Below are 19,638 nucleotides of genomic sequence, written 5' to 3' on the forward strand. Positions count from 1 at the left end.
CCCCTCTCCACGGATCAGAGCCAGAGCTTGCCGCTGCGCGCCACCCGGGCGTACCAGTGGCCGCTGTCCTTTACGGTGCGGCGCTGCGTGTCCCGGTCGAGATGTACGAGCCCGAAGCGCGGCCGGTAGCCCATGGCCCACTCGAAGTTGTCGATGAGGGACCAGTGGTAGTAACCCTCGACGGGTGCTCCTGCCTCCAACGCCCGGTGCACGGCGGCGAGATGGGCGCGGATGAACTCGGTGCGCCGCTCGTCGTGCACCGCGCCGTCCGGGCCCGGTCCGTCGTCGAAGATGCCGCCGTTCTCGGTGACCATCAGCGGGACCCCGGGGTATTCCCGGTGCAGGCGTATCAGCAGCGCGGTCAGGTCGGCCGGGACGATCTCCCATCCGAGGTCGGTACGCGGCACTCCCGGCCGCCCGGGCTCGACCTTCCACGGCCACGGCCCTCCCTCCGCATCCGGTTCCTGCTCGCTGCGGGCGCTGACGAGGCGCCGCGTGTAGTAGTTGACGCCGATGAAGTCGCTGCGGGCCGCGGTGGTCTCCATGTCACCGTCGCGGACGAAGTCCAGCGTCCCGGCGGCCCGTTCCCAGTGGTGGCGCATGTCCGCGGGGTAGCCGCGGCCGTGCACGGCGTCGAGGAACCAGCGGTTGACGTAGCCGTCGGAGGCGTGAGCCGCCGCGCGGTCGGCTTCGCTCGCAGGGTCGGCGGGAGTGTGCGGGAAGAGGCTGTGGGCGATGCCGGTCCGTAGCGTGGGGCCCGCCTGTGCGGCGGCAAGGCCGTGTGCCAGCAGCAGATGGTGCATCGCCCGCACCGATCCGGCCAGATCCTTCTCCCCCGGTGCGTGGATGCCGAGTTGGTGCCCGAGCAGCCCGGCGATCCACGGCTCATTGACGGTCACCCAGTCGCGTACCCGGTCGCCGAACGCTTCGAAGCAGACGCCGGCGTACTCGGCGAACGCCTCCGCCGTCCCGCGTACGCGCCAGCCGCCCCGCTCCTGCAATGGCTGCGGCAGGTCCCAGTGGTAGAGCGTGACGAGCGGGCTGACGCCGCGCTCCAGGAGTGCGTCGATGAAGCGGTCGTAGTGGGCGAGGCCGCGGGGTTCGACGCGGCCGGTTCCGTCGGGAACGATGCGCGGCCAGGCGAGGGAGAAGCGGTAGGCGTTGATGCCGAGCCGGGTCATGAGACCGATGTCCTCGTGGGCCCTGCGGTACATGTCGCAGGCGGTCTCACCCGTGTCGCCGTTCTCGACGGCGCCCGGCACCCGGCAGAAGCGATCCCAGATCGACTCGCCCCGCCCGTCGGCATCGGTGGCTCCCTCGACCTGGTACGCGGACGTGGCCGTCCCCCACCGGAAGCCCTCGGGAAAGCGGAGCACGTGCTCCTCCTGCCGCGGCGTCTCCCCCCGCTGCCCGGGCTGCGCCTGCTCGTGCGCCTCGTCCGCCGTCTCCTCCGGAGTGAACTCCTCACGCCCGTCCGGGAATTCGCCGCGGAATTCGGGCAGTCCGCGCGCCGCCTCGCACGCGTAGAGCAGCACTCCGGCGGACCAGGCGTGGGAGAGCGTGAGCAGCATGCCTTTGGCCTGGAAGCACTCCGTCTGGTAGAAGCGCTCGCTGACCATCCCTCGGTAGGCATTGAAGTCGCCGTCACGGCGGGCGACGAACTGCCGGCAGCAGTCGAGGTTCTCGCGTGCGGAGCGCAGGTAGTACGGATCGTCCAGGTGCCGCGCGAGGCGGACGGTCTCCGGCAGGCAGATCAACCCGAAAGCGTGGAGATGCTGGTTGGACGGTGACGCCTGGTCGGCGCCGCGTGTGCGGTAGCCGTACCGGCCGAGCAGGGTGTCCTCCGCGAAGTGCACGTCGTAGGTGTAGCGGAAGGTCAGCGTCCAGTCGGCGGCGCGGCGCGCGAGGTCCAGCCACCGCGGGTCTCCCGGATCGGCCTCGTGCAGCAGCGTGTAGGCGATCAGCGCGTTGTAGCCGTCCTCCGATGTGGGAGCGAGGGAGACGTCTTCCGGTGCGCCGCAGAGGAATTCGGCCCGTACGTCTTCGGCGTGGTGCGCCCCCGCCCGGCGCGCCGCCTCCAGCAGGGAGGGCTCGCCGAACGCGCCGGCGGCTTCGACGAGCGGGGCGATCCAGGACAGGCCGGCGCCGCCGTCGTGGTCCACAGCCCTGCCGGTGCGGCTGTCGAGGGCGGCGGGCAGCCGTCCGCTGACGGCGTCCTGCCCGGCCACCGCGGCGGCGAGGTTGGAGCGCACCGCGTGCTCCCATCCCGGGTGGTCCGTGCCGCGCTCGCGCTCCGCCACGAGAGCCCGCAGCAGGAACAGCGTGGCGTCGCCCAGGGTGCGGGAGTGCAGCCGCCGCCTGTCCGGGGTCCAGCCGGCGTTCCAGCCCTGCTGACGGGTCCACTGCCCCCAGAAGGTGCCGCCCGGCGTGAGGTTCCCGGCGATGTGGTCGAGCACGCCGATCGCCGCTGTCGCCTTCTCCTCGTCCGAGGTGCGGCGTGCGTACAGCAGCAGGGCGTGCGCGTACGGGACGCCGCTGATCCAGGAGACGTGCATGGCCTGGCGGTCACCGCGCTCCCCGAGCGCCTCACGGTCGAACGCCGCGGTCTCCAGCAGCACGGGCGGATCCGGCCGGTAGTGCCAGCGGTGCAGCCCGTGCGCCGTGAGCTCGGCGGTCTCCGCCAGGCCGGACCATGCGGCGGGCGCTGACGCCGGACCGGCCCGGCCCGGTCCCGTCCCTCGCTCGTGATGGGCGCGCAGCACCGGCGCGTAGGCGTGGGGGTCGGCGTCGAGGAGGTGGACAGTGAAGTCCAGGGTGTGGGTCTCGCCCGGCTGCCATGTGTGGACCGGCGTCTCGGCGGGCCGGGGCTCGGAGGAGCCGTAGTAGCTGAGGGGCTCCTCGCGGTACGGGGCGTGCAGGCGCAGTGCCGGCCGCCCGCCGGGCAGCAGCGCGAAGCCGACGCCGTTCTCACCGAGGCTGCCGCACTCGGCGCCGAGTACGAGCGCGGCGCCGCCCGCCTCGTCGCGGGCGAAGACGGCGGGCGTGGCGCACCGGTCCGCGCGGAAGGACCAGGCGTCGGCGGTCATGGACGGTACGTCGCACACGCCTGCCTCGTAGCGCGGGTAGGGGCGCGTGCAGTCTGGCAGCCGGTTGTGCCCGTAGAAGACGCCGGGGATCAGCCAGCCGGGGTCGCCCGACTCGAGGGGGCCGAGGCGCAGTTCGGCCCGCAGCCCGGCACGTGCGGCGGTCTCCGCGGTGCGGCGGACGGTGAGTTCGGCGCCGCAGGCGTCTTGGCTCGGGGGCGCCAGCCGCAGTTCCGCCGAGAAGCCGTGCGCGTGGCCGCGCGCGGTCACGCGGCCGTCGTCGTGACGGTCGGTCCCGTCGACCGGCACGGGCAGACACCGGCCGTCGTCCGTCAACACGGCTACGACGTACGGGACTTCGGCGACGCCTCCTTCGCCGGCGCGGCGCAGAACCAGCCCGCCGGATCGCTCATCGCAGTTCGCGGACACCGGTGTTCCACCCTTCTACCGCTACGGCGCGGCCCTCCCCGGGTGCCGCTCGCCATGTGACCGGCACGCGTACGGACTCGCCGGGCAGCAGGTCCAGCATGTTGTCCTCGAAGACCGCCCACCCCTCCGCCTCGATCGGGCGGGCGTCCGTCAGATACAGGCCCAGCGCCGCCGGGCCGCCCGCGTGCCGGAGGTGCACGGCGCGAAGGTGCGGTTCGGCCACGGTCTCGATGCGCGCCTCCGGAAGGTCGAGGAGCGGGGCGAGGTCGCTCGTACGGCTGTGCACCCAGCGGCCGGACGCCAGCGGTTCGCCGTCGCCGTCGCGCAACTCCAGGTCCAGCAGGAACAGTTCCCCGGGCAGCGGCGAGAGCGGTGCGCTGAAGACACCTGCCCGCGCGGCCGGCACGGAGGACGCCCATGCCGGGTCGCCGGACGGCTGCCCCGCGGGCAGCACGCGTTCGGCGTGGACGGTGCCCTCGACATCGAGCAGCCGCGCCCGGACGGTGCCTCCGGCCGGGCCGCCGGAGCCGGACGGGCCGGGCTGCTGCCGCCACGACCACAGTTCGGCGGTGAACGTCCCATGACCGGCCCAGGCCTGGGTGGCGAAGCGGGCGCAGACGTGCGCGGGCCGGTAGGCGCGCCGCACGCCGTGGTACGCGGGTTTCGGGTCGCCCCGGTGGTCGACCACCGAAGTGCACCAGGCGTTCGGGAACGGTTCGTTGAACTGCCACGGGATGCAGCCCGAAGACCGCGGTGACCGGCGCAGCGTGGCCTCGACGGCGTACCTCAGCCCGTCGTACTGGAGTTGCTGGCTGGCACGCCGCATCGTCGCCACGTCGTGGAGCCGTTCGCCGAAGGCGGCCCGCACGAGAGGCGTGTTGTTCCACCATGCGCCGAGGTGCTCCATGACGGGGTTGTCGCGTCCGGTGGGCCAGTGCTCTCCGGGCGGCACGACGGCGTCCCAGGTGCGGCGGTTCGCCATGCCCTCCACGCCGAACTCGCTGTGCAGCAGGCATGTTCCGGCGTCGTACAGCTCCTGCTGCGCGCCGAGGCCCTGGTGCTCCCACGGGCCGTGCACATCGTGCTGGCCCTTCGCCTGCGTGCCGTCGGCGTAGCCGCTTCCCGTTCCGGCGCGGAAGAGGAAGTCACGGCCGGACGGTGATCCGGGCAGCCAGGCGCGCGACGGGTCCGCGTCGGCGACAGCGGCCGCCAGTGCCGCGATGGCCGGTGAGTCCTCCTGCGTCAACGGCCGTGCGGCGGCGGTGTCGTGGAGCTCGTTGCCCGGCCCCCACACGGCGAGCGACGGATGGTGGCGCAGCCGCGGCAGCAGCGACCGGGCCTCGCGCGCCAGCAGCTCCACGTATGCCGCCTCGTCGCACGGCACGGAGTCGATACCGGAACTGGAGAGGCTGAACTCCTGCCACACGAGCAGCCCGAGCCGGTCGCACAGCTCGTAGAAGGACCCGGTCTCGATCAGCCCGCCGCCCCAGACCCGCAGCAGCGTGACGTGTGCGTCGGCGGCGAGACGCAGCAGATGTTCCAGCCGCCCGGGACGCGGCACTCCGTACTGGGCGTCGAGAGGCACCCAGTTCCATCCCTTGGTGTGGATGCGGCGCCCGTTCACCTCGAGGGTGTAGGGCAGGGCGTCCTGCGGAGCGCCGGGGGCGTGCACGAGGCGCACCCGGCGGAAGCCGGTCGTCGCGTGAAGGCTGCGGCCCGCGCTGTTCCCGTCGGTGTCCGTGAGGCTCAACGTGACGTCGTACAGGGGCTGTTCGCCGTGGCCGTTCGGCCACCACAGGGCGGGCCGTGGCACTCTGAGCTCCAGCCTCGTCCTGCCGGGGCCATGGGGCGGCACGTCCTGCCGGGCATCGGCGACGAGGGTGCCGTCCGGGTCCCGGACGGCGGCGTGCAGCACGCCCCGCGCTCCCGCCACCGCATCGAGCGTCACCTCGGCGGTTATCCGGCCCTCGTCCTCCGCCTCGTCGACGTCGGCTCCGACTGCCGCGCACACCAGTCGCAGCGGCCCGGACGTCTCCAGGGTGACGGGACGCCAGATGCCCTGGTGGATCATCCGGGGGCAGAAGTCCCAGCCGTAGCCCATGCGGGCCTTGTGCACCCTGACACGGTCGGTGCGGCCGACCTGCGGCTCACTCGGCGGTGCCGGATGCACTGCCACCGCGAGAAGATGCGGCTCGCCGTCCTCGACGTACCGTGTCACGTCCACCTCGAACGGCGTGAACATCCCTTCGTGCCGGGCGACTTCGTGACCGTCGAGAAGCACCGTCGCCTCGTGGTCGACGCCCTCGAAACGCAGCAGCGCCCGCTGCCCCTCGCCCAGCGGACCGCCCGGCAGCCTCAGCGGCCTGCGGTAGAGCCAGGTGCGCTGCGGCACCCACTCCCCGGCGAGGCTCTGCGTTCCGTGGTACGGGTCGGGTACCTGCCCTGCGCGGTACAGGTCGTCCAGTACGGAACCGGGCACCCGTGCGGCGTGCCATCCCGGCTCCTCGTCTGGCCGCCCCGGCCCGCACAGCCAGCGCCAGGTGTCCCCGAGGCAGCCGCGGAGCTGCCAGCCGGCCGTGAGGACGTCCTCCACGAGGGGCGTCATGCGGGAGCCGCGCCCTCGTCCGCATCGGCCGACCCGGTCGCCCCGCGCTCCAGCAAGTCCGTCTCCACGATCGGCAGTTGCTCGTCCAGCGGCACGCGGAACGTCTTGATCTCGCAGGGGCCGAACGCAACCTCGACGGTGCGTCCGCCGAGCATGGGCAGCGTGATGCGGGCCGTCGTTGCACGTCCCGCCGACTCGTAGGCGCGCACGACCACGTCGCCGCTCGCGTCCTCGTCGCCCTTAATGACGGTGACCAGCACGCTGCCCCCGCCGTCGTCAGCGTTGGAGACGCGCTGGGCGACGGTCCCGTCGTGGAACGTCTCCAGCAGCGCGAACGGTGGCTGGTTCAGCTCCGCCGCCCGCCGCACCGGGTCGGCGTCACGCCAGTCACCGCCGTGCGGGATCAGCAGCGTGCGGAAGTCCTGCCGGCCCTGGTCCAGGTAGTCGTAGACGCCGTCCGGGTCGAGCTGCTGCGGCTCGTGCCACGCGTAGGCGGGGCTGCGCAGCGCGGTCATGCCGATCTCGCCGCCGCGCACGTCGTGCCCGTACTTGCTGTCGTTGACCACGCTCAGCCCGGCCCGGCGGCCGTCCGGCAGGCGACCGGTGACGTCCACCCACGCCTGCGCCGGCTCCTCCGTCCCGTCGGGTGTGCGCTCCAGGTGGCCGTAGGGGATCTCGTGGGTCGCGGTGACGTCCGAAAGCGCCGTGGGGAAGCGGAGCTTGAGCAGTTTCAGCTTCTCCTGCCAGTTGACCGCGGTGCGCACCTCGACCTGCCTGGAGCCTGCCGAGAGCACGAACTCCTCGGCCAGCTCGGAGCGTCCGTACGCGCTCTCCACCCGCAGCACGGCACGCACGGGGCCGGACTCGACGAGCCGCACGCGGGTGCAGCGGAAGACGCCTGCGACCTTGTCGTAGGAGCGCACCCGGTGACCCCAGGTGTCGGACGGATCGTCGATGACGACGGCGTGCGGCGCCGGTCCGGGCGGCAGCAGCTCCACACCGGATTCCGCGTCCGCCGACCCGTCACGGTCGCTGTCGCCGCCGAGGAGCCGGAGCGAACTGAGCCATCCGGTCGCCGGGTCGACCTCCAGGCGCAGGTACTCGTTCTCCAGGACGGTGCCGTCGGCGCGTACGGGCCCCCGCCCGCCCTGTTCCGCGGCCGTGTCGCCGAGCGCGCCCGGCAGCAGGTGGTAGACGCGGTGGCCCAGCGCGGGAACGGCCGCGCGGAAGGCGATCCGGGCCCGGCTGCCGGCCATGGTGGCCTCGGAGCGGGTGTGCTGCACGGGCACGGGCGTGCCCTCGTCGTCGGTGAGCGCGGCACCGGCCGCGTGCAGATACTCCGCCTCCACGTCGGCGTGCAGCTCCCAGGGATGCGGGTTGAAGACCACCAACGGCTGCGTGCGGTGCGGCTGTTCGGGAAGCGGGATGTGAATGCGCCGGGAGATCGCCTGCACGGAGCGGTTGAAGATCTCCGCTGCGAGGGAGCGCGCACGGCCGTAGTCGTCGCGCGCGTCCTCGTAGGCGGAGCGCAGCGAGGTACCGGCGAGGATGTCGTGGAACTGGTTGAAGAGGACCAGCTTCCACGCCTCGGCGAACCGGGCGTGCGGATACTCCTCACCGGCGACGGCCGCGGCGACGCTCGCCCACTTCTCGGCGCGCTGGAGCTCGTTCTCGGCGCGGCGGTTCCACGCCTTGACGCCGGAGTGGGCGGAGTAGCACCCCGGCCCGTGGTGCTGGAGCTCGCCGCGGTGCACGGGCAGCTCCCCTCGCGCCGACCGCTCCCTGATCCGCGCGAAGAACGCCTCGGGGTGGCTGAGGGTGAGGGCCGGCAGCCCGTCCATGTCGTCGAGCCGGTGGATGCTGTCGATGTTGGCCCTGGTGGGGCCGCCGCCGTGGTTCCCGACTCCGTAGAAGACCATCAGCTCCGGTTCGCCCGCCGGCAGCATCGCCAGGGCCTTGTCGAGGTGGCCGCCGATGTCCTTGCCGGGGCTGCAGTACTCGTTGGGGAGCCGATAGGCCAGCACACGTGAACCGTCCGGCGCCTCCCAGTCGAAGAACTGGCCGGGCAGTTGCTGCTCGTGCGGCCCGGGACGCAGGAACATGTAGCCGTCCATGCCGGATTTGCGCAGCAGTTGGGGCAGCATCGCGTTGTGCCCGAACGGGTCGACGTTGCAGCCGACGGTGGAGGCGGCGCCGAACTTCTCCAGCAGGTAGCGCTGCCCGTACAGCGCCTGCCGCACGAAGGACTCCCCGGAGGGGATGTTGCAGTCCGGCTCGACCCACCAGCCGCCGACGACCTGCCAACGGCCCTCCCCCATGCGCTTCTTGATGGTCTCGAACAGCTGTGGGTCGTGGCGCTCGATCCACTCCAGGTACATCACCGAGTCGCAGGTGAAGACGAAGTCCGGGTACTCCTCCATGCGGTCCACGGCGGAGCGGAACGTCGCACGGATCTCCTGCAGCCCCTCCGGCCAGCGCCACAGCCAGACGGGGTCGATATGGGCGTTGCCCACCATGTGGAGGGTCCTCTCGGGCCCCGGGACGCCGGTCATGCGGTGGTCTCCAGCCGGTCGGTGCCGGTCGCTTCGGAAGCCTGCGCCTCCGAACCGGCGGCCCATGCGTCGACGTGCTCGCTGAGCAGGTGCAGCAGCATCAGATGCATCTCCTGGATCCGTGCGGTGGCCGTCGCCGGTACGACGAGGCTGTGTTCGGCGTGGGCCGCGGCGGGCATGCCATGCTGTTCACCCCCGCAGAACAGCACGGTCACCGCCCCGGCCCGGCGGGCCTCTGCCAGGCCCCGTACGACATTGGGCGATCTGCCGGACGTGGTGAAGCCGATGACCATGTCTCTCTCATCCACCAGGGCCCGGACCTGCCGGGCGAAGACCTCCTCGTATGAGTAGTCGTTGCCGATGCAGGAGATCACCGAGGGGTCGGTGGTGAGCGAGACGGCGGGCAGCGGGCGTCGTTCGCGCAGATAGCGGCCGATCATCTCGGCGGCCAGGTGCTGTGCGTCGGCCGCGCTGCCGCCGTTGCCGAACGTGTAGAGCCGGCCGCCCGCCCGGAAGACCCCGGTCAGTCGCTCGGCGACCGCGGCCAGCCGGGGCAGAAGTTCGCGGGTGCGCTCCGCCGCCTCCAGGTGGTCCGTCAGCTGCCGGGAGGAGGGTTCGAGGGGCGGGTCGGGTACCGGTTCCGGCGGGGTCCCCTGCGTCGGTCGATGCATGTGTCGGTCTCGCTCCACTTCACGGTTCCAGGTCAGGGGTGGGGTGCGGGCGCGGTCGCTTCGGCCGTCCGGTGCTCGTGCCACGGCAGCCGCTCGAAGGCGATGGCCGCGGCGCCGAGGACGCCTGCCTGCTCGCCCCCGGCCGCCACGACGATGCGGGCGGACTCGGCGGCCGGTCCCATGGCCAGCCGGGCGACGCTCTCCCGCAACCGCGGCAGCAGCAGATCGGACGACCGCATCACCCCGCCTCCGAGCACGACCAGCGCGGGTTCGAAGAGGTTGACGAGGGAGACGAGCCCGCCCGCGAGCGCCTCGGTCGTCTCTTCCCAGATCCGGCTGGCCACCGGGTCTTCCTTCCGGACGGCCGCGGCCACGTCGGCCGCGGTCAGCGGTTCCCTCCCGGCGAGCAAGGTCGGCTCGCCGGTGCGGGCCGCCGACTCGACGGCCTGCCGGGCCCGTTCGGCTATGGACGTGCCCGACGCGTACGCCTCCAGGCACCCCGCGCGCCCGCAGCCGGCACACCGCCGCCCGCCCGCACGGACGGTGACGTGTCCCGGTTCGCCTCCGTTGCCGGCCGCACCCCGGTAGGTGCGGCCGTCGACGATCATGCCGCCTCCGATGCCGGTGGAGACCGTCAGATAGAGCAGGTGGCGTGTGCCGCGTCCCGCGCCGAAGCGCCACTCGCCTGCCGCTCCGGCGGTGCCGTCGTTGTCCAGGACGGCGGGCATGCCGTAGGCGTCCGCCGCGAGTTCGGTGACGGGGATGTCCGTCCAGCCCGGCAGATGGGGCGGAGCGACCAGCCGGCCGCGCCCCGAGTCGAGCGGCCCGCCGCATCCGATGCCGGTGCCCAACAGCCGCTGTGGCCCGGGCAGTTCGTCCAGCACCTCGCGGCCGAGAGCGAAGAGCCGCTCCAGCCCCGCGGCCGGGCCGTCCGCCACGCCGGTCGGACAGTTCGCGTACGAGAGGACCGTCCCGTCGCAACGCACGACTCCTGCCGCGAGTTTGGTGCCCCCGATGTCGAGCGCGAGCACGGCTTCCCGCCCCGCGCCCTGATCGCCGTCGTGGTCCGGCGCCATCAACCCTTCCGTCCCTGTGTGGCGATGCCCTCGACGAAGTGCTTCTGACACAGGAAGAACGCAATGATCATGGGTACGGTGACGATGACGCTCGCGGCGGCAACGATCTCCCAGCGCATCTCGCCCCCCTCCCCGAACTGGTCGAGCACCGCCTTGAGTCCGCGCGGCACCGTGTACAGCTCCGGGTCGCGCAGATACACCAGGGGCCGCACCAGGTCCGTCCACGCCGCGTGCACCTCGAAGATGAAGGTGACCACCAGCGCCGGCTTGCACAGCGGGACGGCGATCCTCCAGAACATCCCCCAGTAGCTCGCGCCGTCGATGCGCGCCGCCTCGAACAGCTCGCGGGGCAGGCCGAGGAAGAACTGCCGCAGCAGGAAGATGTAGAAGGCGCTGCCGAAGAGGTTCGGAGCCCACAGGGGGATCTGGCTGCTCGCCAGGTGGAGTTCGTTCCACACCAGGTACTGCGGGATCGTCAGCGCCACCGCCGGCAGCATCATCGTCGAGATGACCAGACCGAACAGTACGTTCCTGCCGGGGAAGCGGAAGTAGGCGAAGCCGAAGGCGACGACCGCGCTGCTGATCGTCACGGTGACCGCCGCGGCCAGGGTGACCACCACGCTGTTGCCGACCCAGGTCAGCAGCGGCACCTCGTCCCAGATGCCGGCGTAGTTCTCCCACTGGAAGACATGCGGGATCAGCACATTGTCGAAGACACTCTCCGACGGTTTGAGCGAGGCGCTGATCAGCCACAGGAACGGATAGATGAAGATCACCGAGAGTGCGGCAAGTGCGGTCAGCCGCACGGCCCTTCCGGCGGGTCCGGCCTTCTCCCGCGGGTGCCGCACCCGCCGGGGACGGGGGTCGCGCGGCGGTGGCGCCGTCTTCGGGACGGACGGGGTGCCGGCGGGCGGCGTCGTCAGCTGTGTCATCGCTCGTCACCCTCGTAGTAGATGAACCGCTTGCTGAACCTGGCCTGGATCAGGGTGATCACGAGGATCACCAGGAAGAGCACCCAGGCCAGTGCGGAGGCGTAACCGAGGTGCATGTACTGGAACGCCTGCTGGAAGAGGTGCACGACGTAGAAGAGGGCGGCGTCGTTGCTGTACGTCTGCGCGTTGGCGGATCCGAAGAATGCCGTGTACGCCTCGGTGAACGTCTGCAGCGACGCGATGGTGTTGACGATGAGCGTGAAGAACAGGGCTCCGGAGATCTGCGGCAGCGTCACGTGCACGAACGCCTGCCAGCGGCTTACGCCGTCGATCTCGGCCGCCTCGTACAGATCCTGGGGGACGTTCTTCAGCGCCGCGAGGTAGATGATGACCGTCGAGCCCACCGACCACAGCGAGGTCAGCACCAGACCGGGCTTGATCCAGTCACCGTCGGTCGTCCAGCTCGGGCCGTCGATGCCGACGAAGCCGAGAACGGTGTTGATCAGTCCGACGTTGCCGTTGAACAGGAGCAGGAAGAGGATGCCGACCGCGACCGACGGGGTCATCACCGGCAGATAGAACAGCGTGCGGAAGAAGCCCGTGGCACGGCCCACCCTCAGCAGCAGCATGGCCATCGCCAGGGCCGCCGCCATCGACAGCGGTACCCGCAGCGCCGTGAACACCAGCGTGTTCATCAGGGACTTGGCGACGGACGGGTCCTCGAAGAGCTGCCGGTAGTTCTCGAACCCGACGTTCTGCGGCTCGCTGATCCCGTCGTAGCTCGTGAAGGACAGCCAGAGCGTCGCGATCATCGGGCCCGCGGTGAGCACCACGAAGCCGAAGATCCACGGGGAGAGGAAGCCGTAGGCGGCGAGGGTCTCCCGGCGGCGCCAGGACGCGCGCCAGCGAAGGGCGCGCTCGCGCCGGTCGGGGGCGGTCCGGAGTGGGGCGGCGGCGTTCGCGTCCGCATCGGTGCCGGTACCGGCGGGCGCCGGTGCCGGTTCGGTGGTCGGGCTGGGTACGGTCATCACTTCCGCCCCTGATCGGCGATGTCGAGGGCGCTCTGCGCCTCCCGCTGGGCCTGGTCGAGTGCCTGCCGCGGTGTCTGTTCACCGGAGAGGACGCGGTTGCAGGCGTCCTGCCACGCCTGCTTGAACTCCGAGCCCGCGGCGTTGGCCGGGATGGCGAACCCCTCGGCCTGGATGTCGTAGAGCTGACGGGTCGCCTTGTCGAAGGCCTTGTTACCGCTGGGCTTCCACACCTTCGACTCGATGATCTTGTCTGCTTCGAGGTTGCCGGTGTAGTCGCCGGTGTAGACGGCGTCGCGGCCGCGCACGTCCTTCGCCTTCGCCTCGGCCGCCTTCACCCAGGCGCGCGTGGACGTCATGGTCTTGATGAACGTGCACGCCTCCTCGGGGTGCCTGCTGCCCTTGGGGACGGCCCAGCCGGTGCCGGAGACGTAATTGACCGGCTTGCCCTTGCGGTCCTTGATGTAGCCGCTGCCGAGCTGGACCTGCGGAGAGGTGTCGCCGAGCACCGCGACGTACCAGTCCTCCATCGGGTAGGCGCCCACCTGGTGCTTGGTGAACTGGTTGGCCTTGCCGAACTGGTCGAAGGAGTCGCGCAGTGCCTTGAACTTCCCCCAGCCGCCCTGCGCGCGGATCAGCCCCGAGGTCATTTCGAGCGCCTCCACCACGCGTGGCGAGTTCAGCTTCGCCGTCCTGCCGTCGTCGCTGATGAGGGAACCGCCGTTGGCGCGCGCCCACATCGGGAAGAACTCGGGGATCTTGGGGTCGAATCCGAGCCGGGTCAGCTTGTTGCCCTTCTGCTGCTTCAACTCGAGGTTGAGCTTGCGCAGTTGCTTCCAGTCGGATGTGTCCACGTCGGAGTCGGTGGCGTCGTGTCCGGCCTTCTTCAGCAGGGACGCGTCCATGAGGAGGATGCGGCTGTCGAAGCTGTCCGGCATTCCGTAGACGGCGCCGTCGAGCGTGGCCTCCGCGATCGCCGACCGCTGATAGTCGCCGAGGTCGATGTGCTCCTTGCGCAAGCAGTCCGTCAGCGGCAGCAGCGCTCCGCGTGCGGCGTATCCGCCGATGAGTGAGCGGTCCATGTTCACCACGTCGGGCGGATCGCCCGCGGCGACGGCGGAGAGGAACTGCTGCTCGTCGAAGGCGCCTTCGTTGATCTGCAGATCCATGCCGCGCGGCGCCAGCGCCTTGCGCGCGTCGTCGATGCGGGAGGTGGCGATCGCGTCGCCCAGGCCGAACCCCATGGTGGTGAACGTGCCGGACCGGTTGTCCGCGACGCTCACACCTCCGCACGCGGTGAGCGGCAGCAGCCCCAGCAGGGCTGCGGCGGCAGCGACGGCGGGGCGGGCCGCCCGGAACCTCCCGGACCGCGGCCCGGTCGGCCGACCGGATCGCAGGCGCGGACGGGACCGGCGGTCGGTGCGCTCCGGCGGTGTGCGCCGCCGTGTGCGCCCTGGTGGTGCCGCCATGATCTCTCCTTCGGGCGTGTGGCCGGCACGGCGCGACGAGTACGGGAAGCGGGTGCGGGCGTGAGATGTCACCGGGCGATTGCGGCGTGGGGTCCGCAGGTGTGCGGGATGTGGCATCGATGCCACATGAGAACGTAACCACACCGCATGTGCCCGTCAATGCATCGGACGGAGACGCTTGAGAACGTCGCCCTGCGCCCACGGCGGCGGGTTCGCGGAACGGCGAGCGGGGTCAGCCCTGCCGCGGCGCCGCCGTCGAGCCGCGCACCATCAACTCGGGCTGCAGGATGTGGGTTTCGGTGCGTCCGGGCCCCCGCTCGACGCGTTCGAGAAGCATCCCGGCCGCTCTGCGCCCCATGTCGTAGACGGGCTGCCGCACCGCGGTCAGCTGCGGTTCGACCATGTGCATCCACGTCTGGTCGTCGAAGGAGACGAGCGACCGGTCACCGGGGACGGAGCAGCCTCTGCGCTTCAGCTCCTGCCAGACGAGTTCGGCCACCACGTTGTTGGCCGCGAACAGCGCCGTCGCACCGGGATTCGCGTCCAGCAGCGCGGCCACCGCGTGTGCGGCGTCCCGCTCGCCGCCGTCTGGGCCGGCCGGGCCCAAGCTCAGGTCCAGGTCCAGCACGCGCTGGCGCGAGTAAGGCACCCCCGCGTGCCGGAGCGCCGCCCGGTAGCCCTTGAGCCTGTCCTTGCCGGTCGCCCACTTCGTCTCGTCGACGACGACGGCGATGTCCCGGTGGCCCAACTCCAGCAGGTGCTCCACGGCTTCGCGGGACCCGGACTCGCTGTCGATGGCGACCGCGTCGCAGCCCCGCACCCCCGAGCGCCTGTCCACCTCGACCACGGGCGTGCCGTGTTCGACGAGGACCTCGGTCGCCGGCCGGCCCACCGGCGCGAGGAGCACGCCGTCCGCGCGCATCGCGAGGAAGGCCCGCGCTCCGTCGGCAGCCCGCTCCTCGCTGCCGTGGTCGTCGACGAGAACGACCTGGTATCCGGCGGCGGAGAGGGTCTGTTCGACGCCCGCCGCGAGCTGGGCGTAGAACGGGTTGCGAAGATCGGACACGAGCAGCCCCACCACCCGGCTGGAGCGGCCCTTGAGCGTACGGGCGGAGACGTCCGGCACATAGCCGAGACGGTCGGCCACCTCCTGCACCCGCTGCCTGATGTGCTCGGCCACATATCCGTGGCCGCCGAGCGCGCGTGAGGCCGTCGAGCGTGACGTGCCCGCCTCCTCGGCGACCTCGTGCAGCGTGACACGGGCACGTTTGCCCCCGTTCCGTGCGCGTGCGTTGCCCATGTGCTCTTCTTTCAGCTCTTCGGTCCTCAGCCGCCGTGACGTGCGCGACCGTCCCGCTGCGGGCCACCGGCGTCCCGCACCCCGGGGCCTTGCGCGGGTCCACCGGCGTCGGCAGCGGCCCGCCACCGGGCCCAGGACTCGCGCAGTGCCGCGTAGTCGCGCTCCTCCAGCGGCTCGCCCGTGCGGTCCAGACGGGAGACCACATACAGGGCGGGGACGCCCAGTTCGTGCTTCACGGCGTTGTACTCCCGCCACTGCCGGCGGTCCGGGGCGCACCAGTCGTCGGTGTCGATCAGCAGCCCGGGACAGCCGGCCCGGGCGACAGCCGCGCGATGACGCATCTGGGGCACGACCGGCGCGTACGGGTCCGGGTCGTCGAGGCGCAGCATGTCGTTGAGCCGGATCATATCGGTGACGTCCGCGAACGCCGGGTGCGGAGTGTGCGTGACGACCAGGGCATCGGGCTTGGCGCGCTTCGCCGCTGCGCGTATGACGGCGAGTTGGCGGTGCAGCAGTGCGATGCCCCAGTTCGGCCCCTGCGAGACGAGACTCGTCCCCGAAGGGGTGTCGGCCGTGAAATCGATCTTCAGACCGTCGGCGTCGAGGCCGGAAGGCGCCGCCGAGAGCATCCTGGAGATGTTGCCCGTCAGCAGCTTCCGCGCTCCAGGGTGGTCGGGGTCGAGCGCGACGGGCCGGCCGTCGGGAGTGCGCACGCACAGCTCTTCCGGCACCCCTTCGGTGGCCCAGGCGCGCCACCACAGCAGCACCTTCTGCCCGTCGGCGTGCCGCTTGTCGATCCAGCCGCGCAGATCGGGCCACTTGGCCGCGTCCGGTTCCCAGGAGCCGTACGCACGCTGCCACTTGTCGTCGATGACGACGGTGCCGGGGACCAGCCCGTGCGCGGCCAGATGGTCCAGGTGCGCGTCGTACTCCTCGCTGGTGCTGAGGTCGGGGGCGGCACGTCCCGTCTGCCGCGTCCGGGCCATCTGGGCGCCCCAACCGCAGAACATCGGCTCCCGCCACCAACGGGGACGCGCCGCTTCGTCACCGGCGTGGTCCGACGTGGCCCAGCCGTGCTCCGCGAGCCAGGCATGGTGTGCGCGCAGCCCCGCATACGGGTCCGGGTGCCCCGGCGAGACGAGCAGGGCGGGAGTGGTGAAGCTGCCGGACGCGGGGCTTGCGGCCGTGACGTGTGCGCCCTCGGCGCGCGTGTGGCCCTCGTAGTCCAGTCGCAGGTGGAAGCCCTGATCGGAGGGGACGTAGGCGAGTTCGGTGAAGTTGAGGCGGTGGACGGGGGCTCCGAGGCCGATGGTCCACCAGCCGCGTTCCGCAGGAGGGGTGGCTGCCGGGTCGGCGGTGTCCGGGAGTTCGTCCTCGGTGAGGGCCAGACACAGCGGGGCGGGGGTGAAGAACCAGTGGCCGCGCCCGGGACGGGCGTCTCCGTACGCACCGATCACGGCGCTCTCGCCGGCGCCGCGCGTCAGCCGCCGTGGCGGGCCCGGGTTGGGTGTGAAGAGCGTCCGCCAGTCGTGACCGCTGGGCCGCAGCCCGCCGCCGCGTCCGCCCAGGGCGGCACGCACGGCGAACGGCAGCACGGTGGTCACCGCTCCGGCGCCGGTCACCTGCCATCGCAGTTCAGGCCCGTGCGGTGTGCAGTCGATGCGGGTGACGGCATCGCGCCACGCCGTGCTGCGGCGTGCGACGGTGATGCGGGGCCCGGGGTGTTCCGCGTCGTCCTCGACCTGCGGCGCCGACACCGAGAGAGTCTCGTCGGGCCGGCCCGACCGGTCGACCACGCCGGGCAGTTGGAGAACCACCTGGGCGTTCCCGTTCGGCCCGCGGCGCTCTTCCTCCCTCGGCGTCGCGCTCAGCAGGGCCGTCAGCCCGTCGGCGGCGACCGTCATCCGGTAGGCGTCAGCGGTGACCTCGACGGAACCGTCGGCGCAGGTCACGGCCCTGGCCCGCTGCCAGCTCACCGGACGCTCACCAGTGCCTCGGCCTGCTGGCCCAGCCGTATGCGGCCCACGGTCACGTCGACGGCGACCCGCCTCCGTTCCGCCCGGGCGCTGCCGGGCGGAACGTGGACCTGGAAGTGCGCGACGGCCTCGCCGTGCGGAGGGATGTCCAGGCGCAGTACCGCCGGTTCGGCCTCCCAGCCGTGCGGCACATGCAGCACCACCTCTGCGGTCTCCCGCACGGGGAAGGGGTTGCGGACGGCTGCCGAGAGGGACTGCCGACCGCCGGGCGGCACGGAGCTGCGGTACGGGTCGATGCGCGCCGCGAATCCCTCCGCGCCCAGGTCGACGTCGCGGGGCAGCAGTTCGCGGTGGAGCCGGGCGAGCCGCTCTCCTTCCGACAGCAGCATGTCCAGGTAGTCGTCGCCGACTTCGAACGGCGCCCAGTGGCCGCTGATCATCAGCTCGGGCCGCAGCTTCCGGTACAGCTCGGCGCTGCGCACGAAGTCGTCGATGCGGAAGCGGTTGCGGTACTGGTAGTTGAGCAGCTCGGGGCGGATGCCTGGTTCCCATTCGGTGCTCTGCTGGTCGCCCGTGGCGATGACGGACCGCCCGTCGGCCGTGAAGGAGTAGGCCGCGGCGTAGAGGGTGTGTCCGGGCAGCTCGTGCACGCCGATCTCGTACTCCCGCCAGGTCAACGGCGCGCCGTCGGGGGTCAGTTCGCGGTCGACCGGGATGGGGTCGTACCAGAGACAGGGCAGGTCCCACCGCTCCGGGGATTCGAGAACGGGGGTGATGTGAGACGGCGAGTACACCTGCGTGCCGTGCACTTCACGCAGCAGGTTGAAGCCGGCCACGTGGTCGTCGTGGTAGTGGGTGGGCAGCGCGACCTCGACGCGGTCGATGCCGTGGTCGCGGCGCAGCGACTCGATGCAGGCGAGCAGCGGGCGCCGGGAGGAGCGGTCGCTCCCGCCCGCGAGGCCGGTGGTCAGGTCGTACCCGAAGTCCAGCAGCAGCGCGCTGCCGTGGTCGGAGAGCAGGGCGTAGGAGTTGGCCATGCTGGTGGTGTTGCGCAGCAGATGCGGGGTGACCTGCGTCCAGGGGCTGCGGAGCTTCTCCTCCGGGTCCCACGGGGTGCGCCGCCGCATGTCGAGCAGTTCCTGCAGGGCGCCGCGGGCCCGGGCGACGGCGCCCGGCGGGTCGGTGACGGGGTCGCCGTGCGAGGGCAGAAGCAGTTCGGGCTCACGGTCGAGGACCTGCATGCAGGAGAGCACGGTCGCGGCGACGCCTTCCATTCCGGCCGTCTCGTGGAAGCCGGTGTACGCCCACTGCGTCGCGGCGAGCGACCATACGCGGCCCTCGCCGTGGATGAGGTCGCCGGTGAAGGCCAGGCGCCGCCCGCCGATGTCGGCGAAATAGCCGACCGAGCCGACGGTGTGGCCCGGCAGCGGATGGGTGTAGATGTCGAAGGCGCCGTAGCGCTCGGTGCGGTACTCGGCGACGGTGCCTGCGACGGGAACCTGTTCCAGCAGCGAGAAGCGGTCCTGGCGCACGTCGTAGTCGTTGTCGAGGGCGCGCGTACGCCAGTGCTCGTCGACGCCTGCGATCAGGCCGGCCTCCACGGGCGGCACCCAGATCCGGATACCGGCGGCGACGGCGCGTTCCAGGCCCTGCACCTGGTCGCGGTGGTGGTGGGTGATCAGCACGTCGGTGACGCGGTCCGCCCCGAAGTCCCCGAGGTGGTCCAGCACGTCGCCGCTGCCGAAGTCGATGAGAACCGCCTGCCGGCTGTTGCGGTCGCACAGTACGTATACGTGGCAGGTGTCCTCGTACAGGAAGACGTCATCACAGATGCGGAGCCCCACTGCGGTTCCCTTCCGGAAACGTGCACGATGGCATCGATCCCATGTGGGAACGATGCCATCCACCCCGCACAGCGTCAACGAGACGCCGGGCTCCAGTCCGGGCTGCGGCCGCTCAGCGCGACGGCGCGGTCCAGAGGAGGTGCGTGGCCGGGCACGTCGACGACGGGCCCGAAGATCGTGCCCCGCATCTCCATGGAGTCGGCCTGCGAGAGCATGCCGATCGACGCCTCCAGACTGGCGGCGTCACCGCGGTAGTCCTGGCCGGTGGCGCGCGCCAAGTCCCAGCCGTGCAGGAGCACTTCGTTGAGCGCGACCACGCCGGCGAGGTCGCCCGGCAGGGTGACGCCGCCCGCCTGGGTCTCCCCCTCCCACGCGGACTCGCTGCGCCAGGCGGCGGCAAGTTCGTCGAGCTGGGCGGGCAGCCTTCTGCGCCAGTCCTCCGGGAGCGGCGGCAGGCCTCCGTCCGGGTTCTGGTCGGTGGAGGCACCCAGGTTCTTCTTCGCCGCGTCGGTGAAGGCCAGGCTCAGCCCGAGCAGGTGGCTGAGCACATCCCCCACCGAGTAGGCCTCGCACGGCGTCGGCGCCGCGAGCTGGTCGTCGCCGATCCCGTCGAGCAGCGCCTTCACCTCGCGCGTCTGCGGTCCCAGATCGAGCATCGTCGTCACGTGCACAC

The 19,638-nt window shown here is 71.6% G+C and carries 12 protein-coding genes; all 12 read right to left on the reverse strand.

The window, feature by feature from the left end:
* Nucleotides 1–14 precede the first annotated feature (14 nt).
* The gene (locus G4Z16_RS33050; protein ID WP_343070633.1) at nt 15–3,512 is read right to left on the reverse strand and encodes a GH1 family beta-glucosidase; all 3,498 of its coding nucleotides are present in this window, start codon (nt 3,510–3,512) and stop codon (nt 15–17) included.
* Nucleotides 3,493–6,117, reverse strand: a complete 2,625-nt coding sequence (locus G4Z16_RS03090; RefSeq protein ID WP_197349056.1) for a glycoside hydrolase family 2 protein — start codon at nt 6,115–6,117, stop codon at nt 3,493–3,495. The genes G4Z16_RS33050 and G4Z16_RS03090 overlap by 20 nt, the downstream gene beginning before the upstream one ends.
* A complete protein-coding gene (locus G4Z16_RS03095) occupies nt 6,114–8,669 on the reverse strand; it encodes an alpha-mannosidase (RefSeq protein ID WP_197349057.1) in 2,556 nt (851 codons plus the stop codon). The genes G4Z16_RS03090 and G4Z16_RS03095 overlap by 4 nt, the downstream gene beginning before the upstream one ends.
* Complete coding sequence (locus G4Z16_RS03100) at nt 8,666–9,340, reverse strand: D-sedoheptulose-7-phosphate isomerase (RefSeq protein ID WP_197349058.1); 675 nt, start codon at nt 9,338–9,340, stop codon at nt 8,666–8,668. Before G4Z16_RS03100 ends, G4Z16_RS03095 begins: the two co-directional genes overlap by 4 nt.
* 32 nt (nt 9,341–9,372) lie before the next feature.
* Nucleotides 9,373–10,416: an ROK family protein gene (locus tag G4Z16_RS03105; protein ID WP_197349059.1), complete on the reverse strand. Its 1,044-nt coding sequence runs from the start codon at nt 10,414–10,416 to the stop codon at nt 9,373–9,375.
* Nucleotides 10,416–11,348: a carbohydrate ABC transporter permease gene (locus tag G4Z16_RS03110; protein ID WP_197349060.1), complete on the reverse strand. Its 933-nt coding sequence runs from the start codon at nt 11,346–11,348 to the stop codon at nt 10,416–10,418. Before G4Z16_RS03110 ends, G4Z16_RS03105 begins: the two co-directional genes overlap by 1 nt.
* Nucleotides 11,345–12,376 (reverse strand): carbohydrate ABC transporter permease, encoded by a 1,032-nt coding sequence (locus G4Z16_RS03115; protein ID WP_197349061.1) that lies wholly within the window; start codon nt 12,374–12,376, stop codon nt 11,345–11,347. Before G4Z16_RS03115 ends, G4Z16_RS03110 begins: the two co-directional genes overlap by 4 nt.
* On the reverse strand, nt 12,376–13,845 hold the full coding sequence (locus tag G4Z16_RS03120) for an extracellular solute-binding protein (RefSeq protein WP_197349062.1): 1,470 nt from the start codon (nt 13,843–13,845) through the stop codon (nt 12,376–12,378). The genes G4Z16_RS03115 and G4Z16_RS03120 overlap by 1 nt, the downstream gene beginning before the upstream one ends.
* A 232-nt stretch (nt 13,846–14,077) precedes the next feature.
* Nucleotides 14,078–15,145 carry a LacI family DNA-binding transcriptional regulator gene (locus G4Z16_RS03125; RefSeq protein WP_197349063.1) on the reverse strand — a complete coding sequence of 356 codons (1,068 nt, stop codon included), beginning with the start codon at nt 15,143–15,145 and terminating at the stop codon, nt 14,078–14,080.
* Nucleotides 15,146–15,171: 26 nt separating this feature from the next.
* Nucleotides 15,172–17,121 carry an alpha-amylase family protein gene (locus tag G4Z16_RS03130; protein WP_197349064.1) on the reverse strand — a complete coding sequence of 650 codons (1,950 nt, stop codon included), beginning with the start codon at nt 17,119–17,121 and terminating at the stop codon, nt 15,172–15,174.
* Entirely contained in the window at nt 17,118–18,965 is a 1,848-nt protein-coding gene (locus tag G4Z16_RS03135) for an MBL fold metallo-hydrolase (RefSeq protein ID WP_197349065.1), read from the reverse strand. Before G4Z16_RS03135 ends, G4Z16_RS03130 begins: the two co-directional genes overlap by 4 nt.
* Nucleotides 18,966–19,039: 74 nt before the next feature.
* Nucleotides 19,040–19,621 (reverse strand): TIGR03086 family metal-binding protein, encoded by a 582-nt coding sequence (locus tag G4Z16_RS03140; RefSeq protein ID WP_197354123.1) that lies wholly within the window; start codon nt 19,619–19,621, stop codon nt 19,040–19,042.
* Between the last annotated feature and the right edge of the window lie 17 nt (nt 19,622–19,638).

It is taken from the genome of Streptomyces bathyalis (genome assembly GCF_015910445.1).
GTDB lineage: Bacteria > Actinomycetota > Actinomycetes > Streptomycetales > Streptomycetaceae > Streptomyces > Streptomyces bathyalis.